At 60.1% G+C, this 18,743-nt stretch carries 17 protein-coding genes; 5 read left to right on the forward strand and 12 right to left on the reverse strand.

The window, feature by feature from the left end; genetic code table 11:
- Positions 1-181 precede the first annotated feature (181 nt).
- The 3 genes from P3T21_RS34495 to P3T21_RS34505 form a co-directional block, all read right to left on the reverse strand.
- The gene (locus P3T21_RS34495; RefSeq protein ID WP_429260374.1) at positions 182-1,267 is read right to left on the reverse strand and encodes a Gfo/Idh/MocA family protein; all 1,086 of its coding nucleotides are present in this window, start codon (positions 1,265-1,267) and stop codon (positions 182-184) included.
- Positions 1,268-1,523: 256 nt separating this feature from the next.
- Positions 1,524-2,369: a helix-turn-helix domain-containing protein gene (locus P3T21_RS34500; protein WP_429260375.1), complete on the reverse strand. Its 846-nt coding sequence runs from the start codon at positions 2,367-2,369 to the stop codon at positions 1,524-1,526.
- A 37-nt stretch (positions 2,370-2,406) separates the two neighbouring features.
- Entirely contained in the window at positions 2,407-2,964 is a 558-nt protein-coding gene (locus tag P3T21_RS34505) for a carboxymuconolactone decarboxylase family protein (protein ID WP_429260376.1), read from the reverse strand.
- 364 nt (positions 2,965-3,328) lie between these two features.
- Here P3T21_RS34505 and P3T21_RS34510 point away from each other — a divergent pair, with 364 nt between their 5' ends.
- The 3 genes from P3T21_RS34510 to P3T21_RS34520 all read left to right on the forward strand — a co-directional run bounded on the left by P3T21_RS34510 (position 3,329) and on the right by P3T21_RS34520 (position 6,029).
- The gene (locus P3T21_RS34510) at positions 3,329-3,937 is read left to right on the forward strand and encodes a TetR/AcrR family transcriptional regulator (RefSeq protein WP_429260377.1); all 609 of its coding nucleotides are present in this window, start codon (positions 3,329-3,331) and stop codon (positions 3,935-3,937) included.
- 116 nt (positions 3,938-4,053) lie between these two features.
- Positions 4,054-4,863 carry an oxidoreductase gene (locus tag P3T21_RS34515; RefSeq protein WP_429260378.1) on the forward strand — a complete coding sequence of 270 codons (810 nt, stop codon included), beginning with the start codon at positions 4,054-4,056 and terminating at the stop codon, positions 4,861-4,863.
- A 164-nt stretch (positions 4,864-5,027) separates the two neighbouring features.
- Positions 5,028-6,029, forward strand: a complete 1,002-nt coding sequence (locus P3T21_RS34520; RefSeq protein ID WP_429260379.1) for an NADP-dependent oxidoreductase — start codon at positions 5,028-5,030, stop codon at positions 6,027-6,029.
- 93 nt (positions 6,030-6,122) lie between these two features.
- Here P3T21_RS34520 and P3T21_RS34525 read toward each other — a convergent pair whose 3' ends face one another.
- The 3 genes from P3T21_RS34525 to P3T21_RS34535 form a co-directional block, all read right to left on the reverse strand.
- Positions 6,123-8,207 (reverse strand): putative bifunctional diguanylate cyclase/phosphodiesterase, encoded by a 2,085-nt coding sequence (locus P3T21_RS34525; protein WP_429260380.1) that lies wholly within the window; start codon positions 8,205-8,207, stop codon positions 6,123-6,125.
- Positions 8,208-8,554: 347 nt separating this feature from the next.
- On the reverse strand, positions 8,555-9,301 hold the full coding sequence (locus P3T21_RS34530) for a glucose 1-dehydrogenase (RefSeq protein ID WP_429260381.1): 747 nt from the start codon (positions 9,299-9,301) through the stop codon (positions 8,555-8,557).
- Positions 9,302-9,544: 243 nt separating this feature from the next.
- A complete protein-coding gene (locus tag P3T21_RS34535; protein ID WP_429260382.1) occupies positions 9,545-10,612 on the reverse strand; it encodes an AraC family transcriptional regulator in 1,068 nt (355 codons plus the stop codon).
- 367 nt (positions 10,613-10,979) lie between these two features.
- On the opposite strand from P3T21_RS34535, the gene P3T21_RS34540 reads away from it, so the two are divergent.
- Positions 10,980-11,117, forward strand: a complete 138-nt coding sequence (locus P3T21_RS34540) for a DUF3563 family protein (protein WP_429260383.1) — start codon at positions 10,980-10,982, stop codon at positions 11,115-11,117.
- Between the two features lie 83 nt (positions 11,118-11,200).
- On the opposite strand, the gene P3T21_RS34545 is transcribed toward P3T21_RS34540, so the two are convergent.
- On the reverse strand, positions 11,201-12,385 hold the full coding sequence (locus tag P3T21_RS34545; RefSeq protein ID WP_429260384.1) for a hypothetical protein: 1,185 nt from the start codon (positions 12,383-12,385) through the stop codon (positions 11,201-11,203).
- A gap of 544 nt (positions 12,386-12,929) precedes the next feature.
- Here P3T21_RS34545 and P3T21_RS34550 point away from each other — a divergent pair.
- Positions 12,930-13,736 (forward strand): hypothetical protein, encoded by an 807-nt coding sequence (locus tag P3T21_RS34550; RefSeq protein ID WP_429260385.1) that lies wholly within the window; start codon positions 12,930-12,932, stop codon positions 13,734-13,736.
- A 47-nt stretch (positions 13,737-13,783) separates the two neighbouring features.
- Here P3T21_RS34550 and P3T21_RS34555 read toward each other — a convergent pair whose 3' ends face one another.
- The 5 genes from P3T21_RS34555 to P3T21_RS34575 form a co-directional block, all read right to left on the reverse strand.
- Positions 13,784-14,557 carry an MBL fold metallo-hydrolase gene (locus tag P3T21_RS34555; protein WP_429260386.1) on the reverse strand — a complete coding sequence of 258 codons (774 nt, stop codon included), beginning with the start codon at positions 14,555-14,557 and terminating at the stop codon, positions 13,784-13,786.
- A 70-nt stretch (positions 14,558-14,627) separates the two neighbouring features.
- Complete coding sequence (locus P3T21_RS34560) at positions 14,628-15,200, reverse strand: glycine zipper family protein (protein WP_429260387.1); 573 nt, start codon at positions 15,198-15,200, stop codon at positions 14,628-14,630.
- 141 nt (positions 15,201-15,341) lie between these two features.
- Complete coding sequence (locus P3T21_RS34565) at positions 15,342-15,800, reverse strand: N-acetyltransferase family protein (protein ID WP_429260388.1); 459 nt, start codon at positions 15,798-15,800, stop codon at positions 15,342-15,344.
- A gap of 173 nt (positions 15,801-15,973) precedes the next feature.
- Positions 15,974-16,387: an FKBP-type peptidyl-prolyl cis-trans isomerase gene (locus P3T21_RS34570; RefSeq protein WP_429260389.1), complete on the reverse strand. Its 414-nt coding sequence runs from the start codon at positions 16,385-16,387 to the stop codon at positions 15,974-15,976.
- An 854-nt stretch (positions 16,388-17,241) separates the two neighbouring features.
- Positions 17,242-18,633, reverse strand: a complete 1,392-nt coding sequence (locus P3T21_RS34575) for an MFS transporter (RefSeq protein WP_429260390.1) — start codon at positions 18,631-18,633, stop codon at positions 17,242-17,244.
- Between the last annotated feature and the right edge of the window lie 110 nt (positions 18,634-18,743).

Consider the following 18,743-nt stretch of genomic DNA (forward strand, 5'->3'; position numbering starts at 1 on the left):
GTCTGGGCCTCGGGGCTCGTCTTGGGTTTGCGTGGCATACATGCTCCTTGAGCTACATGTTATGCCTTACACACAAAATTTATGACAGGCCCAGCTACTCCGATGCGTGGCTTGTTACGCGTCACACGAGCTTTGGCACTTCTTGCACGTTGAACGGCGGAGCTTGCTCCTGCGTAGCACCTCAACTTTCCAGGATTCTCTCCCACGCGCCCGATCGAGCCGAGCGGAACACGGCGTCGATCACTCGCGTATTTGCGCGCGCATCTTCTAGCGGAATAGCCTGCGGGCTTCCACTCAATATCGCCTCCGCGAACGTGGCGGCTGCGATGCCATATTGATCGCACACTGGAAGTTCCAGCCAGCGATCAGTCCCGACACCGGCGCTTGTGTTTTCACTCACTAACAGACGCGTCGGTCGATCGCCTGGTGCATTGAATGGAATTTCGACCTCGATCCGCCCCTTGGTACCGTGAAATTGCATCCGCTGATAGTTATGGGTCTGAGTCGAGTAAAAGAAACTCGCCTGCACACCGTCGAAGTCCATCAGCACAGAGCCAAGCCGGTCCACTTCGAATATTGGATCCTGCTCCATCAGGGCAACCACTCGCCTTGGCTCAGACCTGATAACGAAGCGTGACGTTGTGATGGGATAACAACCAATATCGAGCAGACCGCCGCCACCCAGTTCGCTCTGGTTGCGGATATCGTGCGGGTTCGTGTTGTTGTAGGTGAAGCCGCCGGTCACCGCCCGCAATTCGCCAATCGCACCTTCGTCAATCAAGGTCCGCACCTTCAACCATTGCGGATGCGTGCGAACCATGAAGGCTTCCTGTATGCATCGGCCGTTGCTGTCGCGCGCAGCGATGAGTCGTTCAACCTGCTGGGCGTCCAGCCCGATCGGCTTCTCACACAGGACGTGCTTGCCCGCCTCCACGGATTTGATCGTCCATTCCACGTGGATGTGATTGGGCAGCGGAATATATACCGCGTCGATTTCCGGGTCCGCCAGGAGCCCCTCATAACTGTCGTATGCGACAGTCAAACCATATCTGGCTGCGGCTTCCCGAGCCTTCTCCCGTGATCGCGACGCGATGCCCTTCACCCGACACTTTGGCGCGCTGTGCATGGGCATGACAACCTTGTCGTTGATCTTCGCGGTGCCCAGGATCCCCCAGACAATTTCATCCCTTGCCATGACATCCCCTTTTCCGATCAAGTCTTTGAGGAGTAGAGCAGGCTGAACAACCGCGTGAGTCGGCAAGTCCATGAGCCCGCGAAGGACCGGAAGCGTCCGATCGCGCCAGTTTACACTCGATGATTACGACCGCCGATACGAGACCGCTCTCGACCACCTTCGCAAGCGCACGGCCGTTTGCCGGTGCGGATTCGACCGGTCGATGCTGGACCCGTTGAATGACGGTTCCAGGTGGTTAATCTGACACCCAAACGACGGCGATGTGCGTGCTGGCATAACTGACGATCGCGGCCCGGCAGCAGAACACGACTGGATATCCACAAGCTGCTCAGCGTTCCTTTGAATGCGTTGCAAGCAGTTGCTGGTGGCGTGCTTCGGTTGCATCATCGGCCGGGAACATACATTCCAGGCGCAGTTCCTGCGCGGCAACGGTTTGCGGTGTTCCGACGCTCGTCACCATCGAAAAATAACGAAGAACCACGCCCTCGCTGACGAAGCCGAGCGGAATGACCGGCATCGTGGATATGGCGGTCGGCGCATGATGCGCCTTCCAGTCGCGCGGCACATCGGGATACGCAAGCAGTTCGTCGAGCAGACGCGTTGTGCCGTCGTCGATGACGTGACCGACCGATTCGCGATATACCCGTTGGAGCAAGCTTCGCGAGACGTTGTCCCAGTCGGCCACGAACGGACGCATACCCTGCGGATCGAAGATCAGATGCAGCATGTTGCGCGGTCCTTCGCGCGAAGCCATGTCGATGAAGTGGTTGAAAAAGCGAGGCGCTGCGTCGTTGGTCATCAGGACATTCCAGTGACGGTCCATGACGATCGCCGGAAACGGTTCGTGCTGGCGAACGACCCGCTCAAGCGCGCGGATGACACTGTGCATTTCCTGTGCGTCCCAAGGTGCCTCCGAATACACGGGCGCGTAGCCAGCGGCGAGCAGCAGTGCATTGCGCTCGCGCAGCGGCACGTCGAGCGTCTGCGCGAGGGTCAGTAGCGTGTCCCGACCCGGCACGCTGCGTCCGCTCTCAATGAAGCTGATCTGGCGCTGCGAGACACCGGCCTCGAGCGACAGATCGAGTTGACTCACGCCACGCACGTCGCGCCAATAGCGTAACAATTCCCCAAGTTCGCTCCGCGGCACTTTCGGATCGGGACGAGTGACGTTCATCGGATTTCCCTAATCAAGGCGGACGAATATAACGGGCTCAGGTTGCGGGCGCATGCCAGACGAATTCCTCAAACGGCGCTTCGAGCGCTGGCTGCGTAACGCTTCCGGTGTAGTTCGTGATAGTAGATGCTGCAACCACCGCAATGACCTCGAGTATCTGCTCGGAATTGAACCCTGCTTCGAGGAAGCGTCTCTGATCCGAAACAGTCAGGCGGCCGCGCTTTTCGATCAGCGTACGCGCCAGCATTGATAGCGCGGCCAGTCTGGTGTCACCAGGCAGGCCGCCGTGCCGGATTGCGTCGACATCCGCGGGATGTACGCCCTCCTTCAACGCGAGCGCGGTGTGAAACGCGACCGGCCACTCACTGGCGTTCGTGACCGCGTTGGTCAGCAGCAACGTCTGGATCTGCGACTCCGTCAGACTGCTCGCATGCACGCGCTCGAACAGGCCAATGAATCCATTGATCAGCACCGGTGAAGCAGCCATCGTGGCTGCGATGTTCGGGATCAGGCCGAACGCCTGTTGCAGTTGCTGGAGCACGGACTTCGATTGCGCAGGGGCAGACTCGATCGTGTGAACAGGATAGCTGGACATGGTCTCTCCTTGACGGTGAGCGCCACCGGATTGGTGGCGCGATAGCCAAAGAGTAGAGACGGCTGCGCGGTGCGCCAATTACATCGAATGTAATCGCCATGCAGCGCGAAGCCCAGTTGGAAAAGTATAGATTCGATCTGTACGCGCCTCGTGGACGCGGACCCGGCATCCGGCGGTGCTTCGCCCGTCTCTATCGTGAGTTTGTGGACCAATCGGATGACACGTGTCGGACGTACAGCGGACGTCAATACGAACGTGGGAGGAACCGCGTCAGCGGCCGGAGCTGGCCGAACGGTCCGATGCTGGACAGGCGATGTAGCACGCCGGTCATTGCCCCGTGCACAAAATTGCGCCGAAATGTTATATGATGGGCGTCATGAAAAAGCCGCCAATCAACCGGAAAACCGTCAGTCGTAAAGAAATCACGCACGAGCGTATCGTCGAGGTTGCCGCGCGCGCGATTCGGCGCAGCGGTTACGACGGCACGGGAGTGGCCGACATCATGAAGGAGGCCGGCCTGACGCATGGCGGCTTCTATGCGCACTTTCCATCGCGCGAGGCGCTGCTTGCCGAAGCTGCAGACCGCGCAGGTGCTGAAGCCGTGGCCCTGTCGGAGCATATCGCCGCCTCCGTGCCGCCAGAGCAGGCGTTGCCGTCTATGGTGCGCGCCTATCTGTCGAAGGAGCATTTTGAAGGCATAGAGACTGGCTGCCCGGTCTCCGCCCTCGGCTCGGAGATGCCGCGCCAGGCGCCGGTCGTGCGGCGCGCGGCCACCCGCCGCATCAAGGAGATGATCGATGTCGTTGCGCGCCAGTTGCCCGATTGGGGCCAGCCGGGCGCGCACGAACAGGCACTTATAACGGTTGCCACCATGGTTGGCACCATGGTGCTGGCGCGTGCCGTTGACGATCCCAGGCTGTCGGAAAGTTTTCTTGAAGCCGCATTGAAAAAACTCGCGCCCGCTGATGCGTAAATCCGCCAGACCGGTACCGGTTTCCGCTGGACCTGAAATATGATGATAATCATATTTCAACAGGATGAATACCCGGCCAACCACGTAAAGACATCGCTCGATATCGGAAGGACATCATGGAAACCAGAATAGCGCTCGTTACGGGCGCCTCGTCAGGAATCGGCGAAGCCACGGCAAAGCGGCTTACGAAGGCCGGATACAAGGTCTACGGCACCAGTCGACGCGGTGCACAAGCTGGCCAGCAGACGTTCGAGATGCTGCCGCTTGACGTGACTAGCGAGGAATCAGTCGAAGCTGCCGTCAAGGAAATACTGCGTCTGCAGGGCCGCATCGACCTGCTGGTGAACAACGCTGGCTTCGGCGTCGCCCCTGCCGCCGCAGAAGAGAGTTCGATTGACCAGGCCCGCGCGATCTTCGATACAAACTTCTTCGGGATTATCCGCATGACGCGTGCCGTGTTGCCCCATATGCGGCAACAAGGTAGCGGCCGCATCATCAACATCGGCTCTGTGCTGGGTTTCTTACCCATGCCCTACATGGCGCTGTATTCCGCCACCAAGCACGCGGTCGCAGGCTATTCGGAGTCGCTCGACCATGAGTTGCGCACGATGGGCATCCGGGTATCGGTCATTGAGCCTGCCTATATCAAGACGCCTTTCGACGCGAACTTCATGGCGCCCGACGCCCCCCTCGACGCGTACCGCGAGGTGCGCTCGGCCGTGGATAAGCGAGTGAAGGAGGTGGTCGAGGGCGCTGACGGTCCTGAGGTTGTGGCTGAGACCGTACTGCAGGCCGCCCTCGCGGCTCGCCCGAAACTCCGCTATGCAGCCGGTGGACTCGCCGGACGTCTGCGATTGCTACGCAGATTTGCGCCTGCGGGCCTGGTAGACGCCGGTATTCGCAAAGATTTGCGGCTCGCGACGTAGACGGCGTTACGGCCCCCTCCCCGTTCAAAGGGCAGACTACAAGGACGTGCCGGCATGGTCGTCGACGTCAACGCATGACTGTGCTGCGACCGATCTGCAGCTCAACATCCGTGCTACTGCCCGTGGAGCAACTTGACGCAATGATAAACTGATAAGGAACCCTGATGAAAGCATTCGTCGTCGATCGATATGGACGCAAGAATGACGTACGGGCCGGCGATATGCCGGTCCCGGAGCCGCGTGAGGACGACGTATTGATCCAGATTCACGCCGCTGGCGTGAACCCTCTCGATTCCAAAATCAGAGACGGGGAGTTCAAGCTCATTTTGCCCTATCGTTTGCCATTGATTTTGGGCAACGATCTGGCCGGAGTCGTTGTCCGCGTCGGATCGCGCGTGCGGCGATTCAAGCCGGGCGATGAGGTCTATGCGCGACCGCACAAAGATCGGATCGGTACTTTCGCGGAATTCATCGCGGTCAAGGAAGACGGCGTGGCCCTCAAGCCCACAGCACTCACCATGGAAGAAGCGGCTTCAATCCCGTTGGTGGGTTTGACCGCCTGGCAGGCGCTGATCGAAAAAGGGCAACTGAAGAAAGGGCAAAAAGTACTCATACACGCCGGCTCGGGCGGCGTTGGCACCTTTGCCATTCAGCTGGCGAAGCATGTGGGCGCGACCGTCGCGACGACAGCGAGCGCGGCGAACGCCGAACTGGTGAAGCAACTCGGTGCGGATATCGTCATCGATTACAGGAAAGAAGACTTTGCCGCCGTCCTGAAAGACTGCGACGTGGTATTGGATACGCAGGGCGGAAATACCCTCGAGAAGTCGCTGCGGGTGCTCAAGCCGGGTGGCAAACTCATCGGGATCGCCGGTCCGCCCGATCCCGATTTTGCGAAAGAGATGGGTGCCTCCTGGTTCCTGAAAACGGTGATGCGCCTTTTGAGCCATCGCATCAGAAAAGCGGCGAAACGTCATGACGTCAGCTATTCATTCGTTTTCATGCGTGCCAACGGAGACCAGTTAAGCCAGATCGCTACGCTCATCGACGCAGGTGCGATAAGGCCCGTGATCGATCGGATCTTCCCTTTTGAATCAACCAAAGAGGCTTTGGCTTACGTCGAAACAGGACGTGCAAAGGGAAAGGTTGTCATCAAGATCCGATAGAAGACGCTTTGCCTGTTTGTTTCCTCGCAGAGGTCGTCCGTTGTCAGCGCGGAGCCGACCTTCAACCGGCACGCAGTCTCGCCGGAAGTCAACTCACGTCGCGTCATTCAGGACATTCTCTTGCGAGAGCGCTTCGATCAAGTGATCTGCAGACATCGGACGGCCAAGCAGGAAACCTTGCAGGGAATCGCAACCAAGCCGGGTGAGGAACTCCTGCTGCGCCGCAGTCTCCACGCCCTCCGCGACAATATTCAAATTGAGCGTCTGGCCCAGTGCCACGATTGCCGAAACGATCGCTGCGTCTTCGGTGTCGCGTGCGAGATCACGGATAAACCCGCGGTCGATTTTCAGTTCGCTGGCCGGTAGTCGCTTGAGATAGAGGAGGCTCGAATAGCCCGTACCAAAATCGTCGATTGAAATGCGCACGCCCATGTCGTGAAGCTGCTGCAGGATTCGCAGGCTTGCGTCGGCATCGCGCATCGCCGTCGACTCGGTTACCTCTAGCGTCAGGCAGTGTGGCTCCAGTGCATGACGCGCCAAGGCTTCCCGCACCGTTTGAATCAGGCTCGCATGGCCGAATTGAAGCGCCGACAGGTTGACCGCCATGGTCCAGTCACGATGGCCTGCTTTGCGCCACTCGCTGATCTGCCGGCAGGCCTCGTCCAGCACCCATTCACCGATCGGTACGATCAACCCCGTTTTCTCCGCCAGAGGGATGAACTGGTCCGGCGTAATGAGCCCGCGAGTCGGATGCGACCAGCGCACCAGCGCTTCTACGCCGATTACCGGTCCGTGGGGTGCGGTGAACTTGGGCTGATATTGGAGAATCAGTTCGCGTCGCTCAAGGGCTAAACGGAGATCCTGCACGAGCTGTAGCTGCTCGTGAACATTGGCATTCATCGACGCTTCGAAGAAGCAGTAGGCATTGCGCCCCAGCGCCTTCGCGTGATACATCGCTGCATCGGCATTGGTCAGCAGGTCGTCCTGACGGGCGCCGTCGCCGGGGTACATCGCAATACCGATGCTGGTCGAGATGCGCAACAGGCGGCCGGCCACCTGAAAGGGCTCTTGAACGGCAGTCAGCACCTTGTCGGCGAGGGTCGCCGCATCCGCCGGTTCGGCTACCCCCGCCAGTAGCACGAATTCGTCTCCACCCACCCGGGCGATCGTGTCCTGTGACCGGACGTTCAACCCGATGCGCTGGGCGACTTCGACCAGCAACAGGTCGCCGATGTGATGTCCATAGGCATCGTTGACCGTCTTGAACCCGTCCAGGTCCATGAACATCAGGGCGAAGCGGCTATTTTCGCGATTCGCGCCCTGGATCGCACGATCGAGCCGGTCTTCCAGCAACACGCGATTAGGGAGTTTGGTGAGGTTGTCGTGCAGCGCCAGGTAGGTCAGTTCCTGATTGGCCTCGGCGAGTGAAATCGCCAGCATGGAAGTGCGTGACTCCAGACGCAGATCAAGTACTGAAATGATCAGCGCGATAGCGAGCACCGCCAGCGTGACGATGATGATCACAAGCGCCAGCCATCCGACGTCCCCCCCGTCACGCGCCGCGCCGCACACGCTTCCAGGCGGGAACTGCGCCGCCGCCATCCCCGTGTAATGCATCCCGACAATGGCAAAGCCCATTACGACTGCCGCTCCCGCACGCAACAGCCTAACCAGCGGTGAAAGGCGGCGCAGGTTGAATGCAATCCACAATGCTGCGCCCGAAGCGACGATCGCGATGACGACAGACAAAATGAACAGGGACGGGATATACCGGATTCCGGGAGTCATGCGCATTGCGGCCATGCCCGTATAGTGCATGGCGGCAACCCCGGCGCCCATCAATACCGCGCCGCCAACCAGACGCGACCATGGCAGCTCGTTCCGACCCACGAGCCACAGCGCGAACGCTGAGGATGCGATCGCGATCAACAGCGAGAGCGCCGTGATCGCGGGATCGTAGCCAAGCGGAATCGGCAAGCTGAATGCCAGCATGCCGATAAAGTGCATCGACCAGATCCCGATGCCCATCGCGCATGCACCGCCAGCCAGCCACCAGTGGGTTGCACGTCCCTGAGCGCCAGAAATGCGGCCTGCCATGTCCAGCGCGGTATACGAGGCCAGAATCGCCACAAGCAGCGAGAACAGGACAAGCAGGCTGTTGTAGCTGCTGGCAAGCATGGGATACCCCCCTGTAGACGTTGATCCGATCTGCCTGGAGTCCTTCCGATTCGCCTTCGCACAACTGCGTCAATGAAAGAAGCGCCTGGTCGTCTTGTATAACGGCCAGGTTTGCGTGCAACTTTAGCCGGCGTCTGCAAATGAGCCGAAGCTCGAGCGGCCCGGCTGCGAGAAGCCGGTCGTAAGCTTCGGTCTGGCAACGCGTGATCGAGCCCTGATCGGGACGTCGACCGTCGACATGATCAAAAGCGGTTCCTGTCTGCCTGGCTCACTTTTGCGGTATGCGGCGTCCGAACCGCCCGACGGAGCCACGGTGGGTCCGAGCCGGGCGGAATCTTTCGTCCAGATCAGCGCAAGCCGCCGCTCGCGACAACGTGTTCGCCCGTCATCCAGCGCGCGTCGTCCGATGCAAGAAACACTGCGATCGAGGCGATGTCATCCGGCTGACCTAGCCGGCCGAGCGGCGTCTGGCTGAGCGCCCACGCGTCCAGGTCAGACCCGATGATCCCTGCACTGTGGGTACCCTCAGTCACCACCACGCCGGGATTGATTGAATTCACGCGAATTTTCTTCGGACCGAGTTCGCGCGCAAGCACGCCGGTGATCGCGTCGACCGCGCCTTTCGTGCCGCTATAGACGGCGCTTGCCGGCGGCGTAATGCTGGTGACCACCGAACTGACGTTGATGATGCTCGCCCCCTCACCGAGGTGGCGCACGGCCGCCTGCGTGGTGAGCAGCACGCCGAGTACGTTGGTATTGAACTGTTTGTGGAAGTGTTCTTCGGTGATCTCCTCGATTGGCGAGAACTCGTAGACGCCAGAATTGTTGACGAGGATGTCGAGGCGGCCATACGTTTCGATGGCCGCGTTGACGATGCCTTGCGCGTCCGCTGCCTTTGAAACATCACCGCCAACGGCGACCGCCTTGCCGTCGGCCGCGGTAATCGCTGCAACAACCGCATCGGCGCCCGCCTTGCTGCTTGCATAGTTGACGACCACCGAAGCACCCTCTAATGCGAGTGCCCTGGCGATAGCGGCTCCGATACCCTTGGATGCGCCCGTGACGACGGCCACCTTACCTGCGAGCTTGCTCATGATCGTTTCCTTGAAGAGATGTTGTACCGTGGAAATTGACCGGCAGTTCCTTGAACCATTCCGTTGCCAATGCCGCAAATGTAGACATCTCATCAGCCGGGATAAAGCGGCTCAAAACGAATTGACTGGCAGGATTTGTCGAACAATCGAAGAACAACTGCGAAGCAGCACCGTGACCGCCCCACGAAAAGGGGGTCTGCCGGGTACAGGCGCCGGAAAGGTCAAACTTAAGAGAACCGCGGGTCAAGGTACTGGAGCGGCCCCAATATTCCCTGACTGGACAGCCGTCGTCTCGCCAGCGGGCCCGGCCCCATTCGGGAACGCATTATCGATTTGCGCCTTCACACGGCTTTTTCGCCAGGTAGCCGGCGGCATTCCGAATTCGCGCTTGAATGCCCGACTAAACGCCGCCTCCGAATCGTAGCCAACCTGCTCCGCTACCGCGATGAGCGACTTGCTCCCGTTCAGGAGTTCTAGCGAAGCGAGCTGCAAGCGCCACCGCGCCAGATACTGCATGGGTGGCTGTCCCAACAGCTCAGTGAACCGTTGCGCTAACGCCGAGCGCGACAATCCCACCTTTTGCGCAAGCTCATCAACAGTCCAGGAATGGCCTGGCTGAGCATGAAGCATCGATAGCGCACGTCCAACGAACCGGTCGCGCAATCCCGCCAGCCATCCCTTCCGGTCCGCCGGCAGCGCATCGATACAGCGGCGCACCGCTTCTACAAAGAGCAGTTCCGACAGTCTGGCGAGAACGGTCACACTGCCGGCGCGCACGTGCGCCGCCTCGGCGGCAGCGAATCGAAGTGCCGATTCAAGCCATGCTGATTGCGGATCGCTGCGCATATCGACCTTGAAGATCCTCGGCAGCGAGCACAGCAGAGGATTGCTCAATGTATCGTTGCAGGCCAGAAACCCGCACACGATACACGTGGGCGCTCCACCTCCCCCATAACACAGCTTCATCACCTGGCCTGGTGTCGTCTGTAGCTGACCGGCCAGCAAAGGCCCCGCGAGCCCGGGAGGAAGGTCCAGGGAGCTTCCGAAAATGTGTGCTTCGCCTTGTGGCACCACCAGCAGTTCGCCGGCATTGAGCTGAATAGCCGAGTCAGGATCATTTGCCAGTCGTGCTGAACAACTGCCTTCGGTGATCAGATGGTATGAGATCACGCGTTCTGATCCCGGCAGAAATGCAGCGCAAAGCGCCGCATCCGCCTGGCCAAACAGGCACCACGGCGTGGTGAACTCCGCATCGAGGTAAACGGCACCGCTTAGCCGCACAACCCGAAGGACGTCGGAAAGGGCATCCATGAAAGCGTCCGTCAATTGCGGCGTCCTGCACAAGAGATATGGACGCCTGGTCATTCATCGATATGACCAACGCGGAAATACTAGCACCCACATGAACCCGAAACCACACCGGTGTCCATGCGCACGATCACCAGACGAGACTGCGAATGTCTTCGGTAACCGGACTATTGCTCAAAAGGCGTTAGCCAAAAGACGACACTTTCCACGTTCGCATCGCCACAGGAGATCAATACGACCGTCAGCCGGGGATCTGAACAGAACGGCATGATCGATGCGTAAGTACGGCGGTCGAGCCGTGCAGTTGCCTCTAAACCAACTACCGCCTCGGCCGCCCACTACGGATCAAATTGAGTTACCGGAGTACACCATGTTTTCATACCTTGTTAAGCAGTTGCGCAACCTGCTCGAACGTGCTGAACATAGCCGCCGTGACGCCTACCTCGCGTCGTCAGTCGATCTTTTCGACCTTGAACGCCGCATGCGCTCGATCGAGACTCGCGGCTAGGGAAACGACAAGACCGGCTGGCGGACGCGAAATATCCGCTGCTCTCCTCTTTCACCATGCAAGGCCATCTGCGGGTTCGCGTATCAGCGCGCCGGGTCGTCGAAGTGCAGACTCCAGTCCGTGATGTTCGGCACATTGTCGTCGACCGCTGCAAAGTGCACGACGTCATCGCGGATCTGCGAGAACGCGAGCCCAAACGCACCGCCCTGCAACGGATCCATCGAAAGCTGTGCGACGAACCGGCCTTGCGGCGTGAATTCCACGATCTCGCTCGGCTGTTTCGGGTCGGGATTGATCGCGTCGCCATTTGCCGTGAACAGATCGCCATTCGGTCCGAGCGCCAGTCCGAGAGGGCCACGCAGATGAGCATGGTCCGCATAGATCACAACACCTTTGCCACCATCATGTCTGGTGTTTCCGGCGTCGAATACGGCGAAGATGGCATTGTCGACGGTAGAGGCGACGTAGAGTACGTCCCGTCGCGGATCGTAAGCAAGTCCGGTCGGGCCTACGACGAGAGCCGCCGCGTCGCCGCGAAACAGGTAGCCGGATGCGATCTGTGTCACGCGTTCAATCTGCACGCCGTTTTCGTTGACGGCGACGTCGAGCCGCACCACCGTCCCGTTCAGCACGTTCGACACGAACACCTTCGCCTTGTTGCCTTCATCGAAGATGGTCAGGTCCCACGGGCCGTCAATCTTCGCCATCGCAGGCGTCCACTGCGCGACGAGGTTCCCGTTCCGGTCCAGGACGAGCAGTGAGCCTGCGCTGACCGTCGCCGAAGTGCCATCCGTGGTGGGCACATTGCCGACCAGCACGAAGCCACCCTTGAGCACGCCCAGCGCAGTGCTCAGGCCGAGGCCGGCGCCACCCTGAAAGAACACCACGGGATTGCTGTTGGGCACGATCTTGACGATGGTCGTTCCAGTGCCCTGCTGGTTGGCCTGGTTGTTAAAGTTGGATACCAGGAGGTCGCCAGGAGCGATCGTTCCAAAGCGGGGAAAGCCCTGAGGGACGAATGCGACGCCGTAGGGATTAACGTCTCCGTTAGGCGGGACCGTCGACGATGTCACAAAAGACGGTGGCAGGAGTTGCGTGATGCCACCGTCGGCGCAAGCGGCCTCGGGCAGCGCAAGCGCGAGGCCCGCACCGCATATCGCTGACAACAAAAGACCTTTGAGAGCGGCGCGCGTGCGATGCACGGGGCCGTTGCAAAGCCGGGACGGCAGGAAGCGGATGCTTTCTGCCAGGAATGTGGCGGGTTCCATGAAAGTGGTCTCCAGATGAACCGCAGGGCAAGCGGGTTCAACTCTCGCGGCGCACGCACAAACGCCGGCGCAAGCAGTCGGCCGTCGCCCGGGAGCGAGATGGCGCGATCGGGCGACGCCGGTATTGCCGTCCCGCCTGCCTGACCGAAATCCTGCCGCGACGGTCGCGGCAGACAACTCTTTCATCCTGTTTCGGGCAGTACGCGACACGCCCAGAAGTCATGGCAATACGCGAAGCGCTTCATACGCTTCGCGGAGGCCCCCGAGTCAGTCGGAAAGAGTGCCGAGTAAACGTGCGGAAGGACGCAATATTCCGGGAGGACAACCAGAATTACGCCGGACAGTTGTTGCCGTCGAACTGACGCCCAGCGCTCCGCTCACGCGAGTTGCCTCGAACGTACGCCATACGTTGCCCGTCCAAGCCCTGCCTTTCAAATGAACGCGGCGACAGGGAATCCATGTTCCTGACGCCGGGCGTCGGGTCACCGGCAAATGATCAGGCACGCGTTTGCGATAGACTGCCTGAGTCCCTGGAGGGTTTTGTGTGTCCGATCTGAAATCCATGCTGCTGCATTCAAGCGCCGCTTTCACCCTCGTTTGCATGTCGTCGCTGGCGCACGCCGGGACGTCGGCAGACGCGGCCACGGCTACCCATGCGGGCGAGGCTGACATTTCCGCCTCTGGAAGTGCCCTGTCGACACGGCCTTTCGTGGGCGACGACCCGGTTGCTGTCCGGGACGCCCTCGCGAAGCTGAGCATCCATGCCAACTCGCCTTCGTTGAGCGATCGCGTCCGGAACCTGATTCACGTGCCGGCCCACAAGACGCCGCACGATCTCGATCTGGCGAAAGCCCATCTCGACCGCGAACTGGCCTTCGTCGTACCTGCATCCTACGGAATACTGTATCGGTCAACGACGCACCAGTTGACGGTAAACGTCGATCTGTCGGGCGACAACGATCCGGGTGTGATCCTGCTCAGGAAGACGATCACCGGACCACGCGGTCGAGGGCTTGTGGTAGCGCCGGAGGCGAAGGCCAAAGGGTACATCCAGCATATCGATCTGATTGAACTGAAATCCGGCGGCGGGAGCAGGACTAGTGTCAACGGACGCGTGCCACTCTCACAGGCAGCGTTTTCTGAAGCGAATGGAGACTACGCGATTGTGCTGATATGCAGCCTGGCGCCGCCTTACCTGACCGACCGGAGCGATCACACCGATCCCACCAACGAGGAGCCCACCGACATCACCACAAGAACCTCGACGCTGCACGCGAACATCCAGGCCATCTGGCTGGTCAGCCCACAGCGGGGCATCGTGCTCTCGAAGAAGCTGCATCTGTCGAAGTGAGACACCCGTGGCCGGGCCGCCAAGGGGACCTGACAGCTACCCGATGTTCAAGCCCGTTTGTCGAGCCAGGCATCGACCAGTGCGACCAGTCGCTCGCGTCCGAAGCTCTCATCGTGTCCAGCGTGCACGACCTGCACAGGCAATTCGCGCAAGCGCTTCATCGTACGCACATAGGTGGGGATGTCGGCGCCGTCGATCTCGTCCAGCAGCGGGCCATCGTAGATCGCATCGCCGGAGAACAGTGTGCCGGATGCCGCTTCCCACAGGCCGATGCTGCCCGGTGAGTGGCCTGGCAGATGCAGCACCTCGAAATGCCGGTTGCCAAGATCGACGACATTCCCCTCCTTGACGATTTCCGTGACCGTCGCGGCCCGCACGCGATAGTCGGACATCACGTAATCGGCGCTGGGAAGGGCGGTAATCAGATCGCCGTCGAACGGGTAGCCCGCATCGCGGTACCGTCGTATCGCGTCCTCACCCAGTACAGACGCCAGCAACGTTCCGCGCCCGCGCGGCGAGCGCAGATTGTCGGCTTCCAGTTCGTGAACCAGTGTGTGAGCGAACTCATGATGTCCGCCGATGTGATCCGAATGCGTATGCGTCGCGACGGCCGTGACGTCCTTCTGAAGAAGATGTCGCGCAGCGTCGCGCAAACTGGCAATGCCCATGCCAGTGTCGATCATCAGGTCGCGGTCGCGGCCGCGCACGTGCCAGATATTGCAGCGCATCAGCGGCACGACATGCGGTTCCCATAGCAGGGTGATGTCGTCACTGATGCGTTTAAGTTCGAACCATCGGTCCGCAATCGGCAAGGGGGTCATCAGGCGCTGCTCCAATTGGAGGTATGTGTCGCTACTTTGACACATCCAGCAGCGTTCGAAATTACCCCGGTCAGTAGTACGGATACGGCGCGTACATGACCGGCGGCGCAACGTACCTGGGTGGCGGCGACATATACACCGGCTGCGGCGCCATATACACCGGTCGCGGCGCGTAAACCGGCATCTGCGGCTGCGAGATCGTGTTGCCCTTCGAGACCATGCACTGCGCGTAGGCGGCGTCGTATCGCGCCTGCAGGCCTGCGGCGGAATACTGGGCTCCGTTCGCGCCAGTGGCGCCGCCAATCAAGAGCCCGCTGCCCGCACCGATCGCAGCTCCGGCTCCGGCATTGCCCGCCGCCGCACCGAATAACGCGCCAACCGCAGCGCCGCCCAATGTGCCGACAGCGGCGCTACCGACGCTGTTCGAAGTTGCACTTTGTGACGCGCCGGCCGCATCGCTGGACTGGAACGCGTAGTTGCGACACGCGTAATCATCTTGCTGGAACTGATTGAGCGACTCGCCGCTGCGGGGCAGCGCGACGATGCTCGGGCCGCTCGGCGGCACCACCGCGCAGCCGCCGAGGGCCAGTGCGACAAGGGCCGCCGGTATCACGGCGCGAAGCAGTTTCGATCGGTAAATCATGATGGCGCAAGTCGAGTGACGTATTAACCACTACGTTAGGCCAATCGCTGCAATTTGTGGTTACTGGATCGTTACTGAAAGTTTTTTTGCTTACATTTGCGCTGCACATAGCGAGCGCCTTGCCCTCGCCTCGCCTGTTGTTCATTCCAGTATTTTCCGGTACTGCACAAATCCTGACCGGTCCGCGATGCGGTCGTACAGTTGCATCGCATCAAGATTGGTTTCGTGGGTGAGCCACCACACACGCGAACATTTCGCCTCGTTGGCCCTGGCGTAGACTTCCTCGATCAATTTTCGTCCAATCCCGGCGCCCCGTACGTCGTTTTCAACAAAAAGGTCCTGCAGGTAGCAGTAGTCGCCGACGGTCCAGCAGGACCGGTGCATGATCCAGTGCACCATCCCGACCGCCCGGCCGTTCAATACGGCCAGCGCGCCGAACACCGGCTCCGCGGGATCGAGGATTCTGTCCCATGTGAGCTTTGTCGTCCCGGCGGGAATACTGGTTTTATAGAAATCCTGATAGCCGCGCCACAGCGGCAGCCACGCATCAAAGTCTTCCGGCGACAGCAGTTTGATCTGTGTAGTTTCTGTGGATGTCATGCGGCGTATTTCCTGTCGTGTGATCCCTGCGTGGGGTGTGCAGGCGCGTATCAGGTTACGCGTTTCGTGGATCCAGAATAAGTACCACCAGAAGCAATTTTCATGGTGCCACGATTTTACCTATGAGCAGGAGCGGCGCCCGTCGAGTACTTCCGGGCGCCGGTTGCTAGCTACTACTTGCCGATGCTGATGAGTTCGACTTCGAACGTCAGATCGCTGTTCGGCGGGATCGCACCAACGCCGCGTTCGCCATAAGCCGTTGCCGACGGGCACGTCAGCTTTGCCTTTTCACCGACCTTCATTTTCTGCACGCCTTCAGTCCAGCACGGAATCACGCGGTTGAGCGGAAAGCTTGCCGGGCCGCCGTGTTTGGCCGAGTTGTCGAACTCGGTGCCATTCGCGAGCGTGCCGCGATAGTTGACCGTGACGACGTCAGTTGCTTGTGGCTGCGCGCCGTTCCCGGCACTCAGGTGCTCAACGACAACGCCCGAGGGCAACTTTTCGGTTGTGGCAGCCATTGCGGGTGTGGCGACAAAAGCCGTCGAAGCGATGACGGCAGCGGCGAGCGTGAGAACGATTGATTTCAAATGAACCTCCAGTTAAATGCGTCGCTATTGTAAAAGACGCCGCCCAGTCTTTATCTGAACGGACGTGGCGGCCTGCGTTTGCATGGCGGGCGGGCATGTACAGATGCCAGCAAACTGATTCCGGGGGGACAGTGTAGAGGATCGCGACTCGCCTCCGGCAAATCAGCGATCAGTCGCACGCAGTCCACATGACAAAAGAGGATGCATGAAATTACACGCATGCTATCGATTACACGAAGTTAATCGCCCAGATAATGCCCCGTTAGGGCCCGGGCGGTCGCACAAAACGCTGCCATGACTGCGTCCGATGGCAGCAGTGCGGAAACCAGCGTAGTGAAGAGCCACACGGCACCTGGGAATTCGGGTGCTTATGGCAGCTTTATAAAGTCAGACGCAGCGGTCGTTGCGCTGGTTTCAACGCGCCCTTCCTCCGTCGCTGGCGTAATCGACGAAGCAGCTCGCTGGTCAGGCATGCCCAACGCCAGGGCAATCGAGCGATCGCCATATGCGATCGTCATTCTCGCCGATCAGGACGCGCGAAAAGGCGGCACCACATGCGACGCACCGGTAGTGCTCCACCGCCGTTTCGCCGCAAAGCGCGCCGACACCCAAGAGGGCGAGCCCCTGGCGCCATCCCACCGCGGACGGTGAACCACTCAGGCCCAGACACGAGTCACAAGGTGGCATGGCAGGCTCCTTCCGTTCTCTACTCAACCAGCTTAGGCGCTAACGTGCTGCGACGCAACAATCGCCTGGGCAAATGTTGCGTTCTGGGCCAGAACTGAACGCGAGAGCCGGTTAGCTGAGAGCGCTCCAGCGAGCCCGGCTTCGCTGCGAGCGCTTCATGTCAGCTGTTATGCAACCCTGGCACCGGATAGCGTCTGCTTCCGCAGACGCTGGTAGTCCAGCTTGTCGACGGGCGTCGCACCGCGCACACCCAGATCGTTCAGATGAATCCGGTACGTTTCCCGCACGCTATACGCCGCAATCGCCGAGATAATCGTGATACCGAACGTGATCGCGCCAATCGTCACCGGAACGTTGGTCGAGCCTGGAGGCGCTACCGTTGCGAAGAGTGCCGGCAGCAGCGCAGTGATCGTGGTTCCGATGTTCTGGGAAATCGCCATTGCAGAAACCCGGGAACGCGTGGGGAACAACTCGGGATAAAAGCTCGGGAAAATCGCGTTGTAACCCTGGTAGATCACGCCCCACATGAGCATCGACATCACGATCGCGAGCGGCACGCTGTGAATGCTGATGGCGTACAGGTACCCGAACGACAACAGCCCTGAACCGAGCGCGCCACCGATGATAAGCGGCCGCCGTCCGATCCTGTCCGACAGGTTGCCGGCAAACGGAATCACGAGCACGGCCACGATGTTGCCCAGCACCGGGATCCACAGGTAGACGCTCTTGTGAAAGCCGATCCCGTATGAAGGCTGAACCGCGTAGGCCGCGCCGAAGATCGTGGTGACCACCGGAATGACGTTCATCAAGGCACAGCACACAACAACGAGCATCTCTTTCCAGTTGAACCTGAATGCTTCGACGATCGGCGAGCGCGGCGCGGCGCCTTCAGTCGCGAAGGCCGGCGTTTCCTTGACCTCGCGACGAATGATGTAGCCCGCAATCAGAACCACGGCGCTCAGCAGGAACGGAATGCGCCAGCCCCATGCGTTGAACGCGTCTTCGGGCATGTAATGCGCGAGCGGCAGGAACACAGCCGCAGCGAGGATCTGCCCTGCCTGCACGCCCTGGAGCGTAAAGCTCGCGTAGTACCCGCGCCGCCCGAATGGAGCGTGTTCGAGAATCATCGAACTGGCGCCGGAAATCTCGCCTGCCACCGCGAAGCCCTGAATCAGGCGCAACACAACCAGGAGCACAGGCGCGAGCATGCCGACCTGGTGATACGTCGGCAGCAGGCCGACGGCCATCGTCGAAAAGCCCATCATGAACATACACACGAGTAGCACGTTCTTGCGGCCTTTCGTGTCGCCCCAGTGCCCGAGAAAGAAGGCGCCGATCGGCCGCGCGACGTATCCAACGCCATACGTCGCGAGCGATGCCACGATCGCGATCTTCGGATTCCCCGACGGGAAAAACAGCTGCGGGAAAATCAGCGATGCCGCAGTCGCATAGATAAAGAAGTCGTAGTACTCGAGCGCGGAGCCTATCCAGCCGCTCGCGGTCGCCTTCCTGGTCTGGTGTGTGCCCTGTGGTTCGTGTTCGGTCAGGCTGCTAGCCATGTGAGTCTCCGATATTGATATTTAACCTTCTGACGCCTGCAGAGGCATGTCGGGAAATTACGCTTTCGCCTGATACAGGACAACGTCGGTCAGCATAAAATGGGCGCTAT

The organism is Paraburkholderia sp. GAS334 (genome assembly GCF_050436625.1).
GTDB lineage: Bacteria > Pseudomonadota > Gammaproteobacteria > Burkholderiales > Burkholderiaceae > Paraburkholderia.

What these genes read in the sequence shown, in the direction of transcription:
- P3T21_RS34525 (WP_429260380.1), bottom strand. Translation starts at nt 8,207, where the DNA reads ATGCTTGCCAGCAGCTACAACAGCCTGCTTGTCCTGTTCTCGCTGCTT.
- P3T21_RS34545 (WP_429260384.1), bottom strand. Translation starts at nt 12,385, where the DNA reads ATGGAACCCGCCACATTCCTGGCAGAAAGCATCCGCTTCCTGCCGTCC.
- P3T21_RS34560 (WP_429260387.1), bottom strand. Translation starts at nt 15,200, where the DNA reads ATGATTTACCGATCGAAACTGCTTCGCGCCGTGATACCGGCGGCCCTT.
- P3T21_RS34540 (WP_429260383.1), top strand. Translation starts at nt 10,980, where the DNA reads ATGTTTTCATACCTTGTTAAGCAGTTGCGCAACCTGCTCGAACGTGCT.
- P3T21_RS34515 (WP_429260378.1), top strand. Translation starts at nt 4,054, where the DNA reads ATGGAAACCAGAATAGCGCTCGTTACGGGCGCCTCGTCAGGAATCGGC.
- P3T21_RS34520 (WP_429260379.1), top strand. Translation starts at nt 5,028, where the DNA reads ATGAAAGCATTCGTCGTCGATCGATATGGACGCAAGAATGACGTACGG.
- P3T21_RS34495 (WP_429260374.1), bottom strand. Translation starts at nt 1,267, where the DNA reads ATGGACTTGCCGACTCACGCGGTTGTTCAGCCTGCTCTACTCCTCAAA.
- P3T21_RS34555 (WP_429260386.1), bottom strand. Translation starts at nt 14,557, where the DNA reads ATGACCCCCTTGCCGATTGCGGACCGATGGTTCGAACTTAAACGCATC.
- P3T21_RS34500 (WP_429260375.1), bottom strand. Translation starts at nt 2,369, where the DNA reads ATGAACGTCACTCGTCCCGATCCGAAAGTGCCGCGGAGCGAACTTGGG.
- P3T21_RS34535 (WP_429260382.1), bottom strand. Translation starts at nt 10,612, where the DNA reads ATGGATGCCCTTTCCGACGTCCTTCGGGTTGTGCGGCTAAGCGGTGCC.
- P3T21_RS34510 (WP_429260377.1), top strand. Translation starts at nt 3,329, where the DNA reads ATGATGGGCGTCATGAAAAAGCCGCCAATCAACCGGAAAACCGTCAGT.
- P3T21_RS34575 (WP_429260390.1), bottom strand. Translation starts at nt 18,633, where the DNA reads ATGGCTAGCAGCCTGACCGAACACGAACCACAGGGCACACACCAGACC.
- P3T21_RS34505 (WP_429260376.1), bottom strand. Translation starts at nt 2,964, where the DNA reads ATGTCCAGCTATCCTGTTCACACGATCGAGTCTGCCCCTGCGCAATCG.
- P3T21_RS34565 (WP_429260388.1), bottom strand. Translation starts at nt 15,800, where the DNA reads ATGACATCCACAGAAACTACACAGATCAAACTGCTGTCGCCGGAAGAC.
- P3T21_RS34530 (WP_429260381.1), bottom strand. Translation starts at nt 9,301, where the DNA reads ATGAGCAAGCTCGCAGGTAAGGTGGCCGTCGTCACGGGCGCATCCAAG.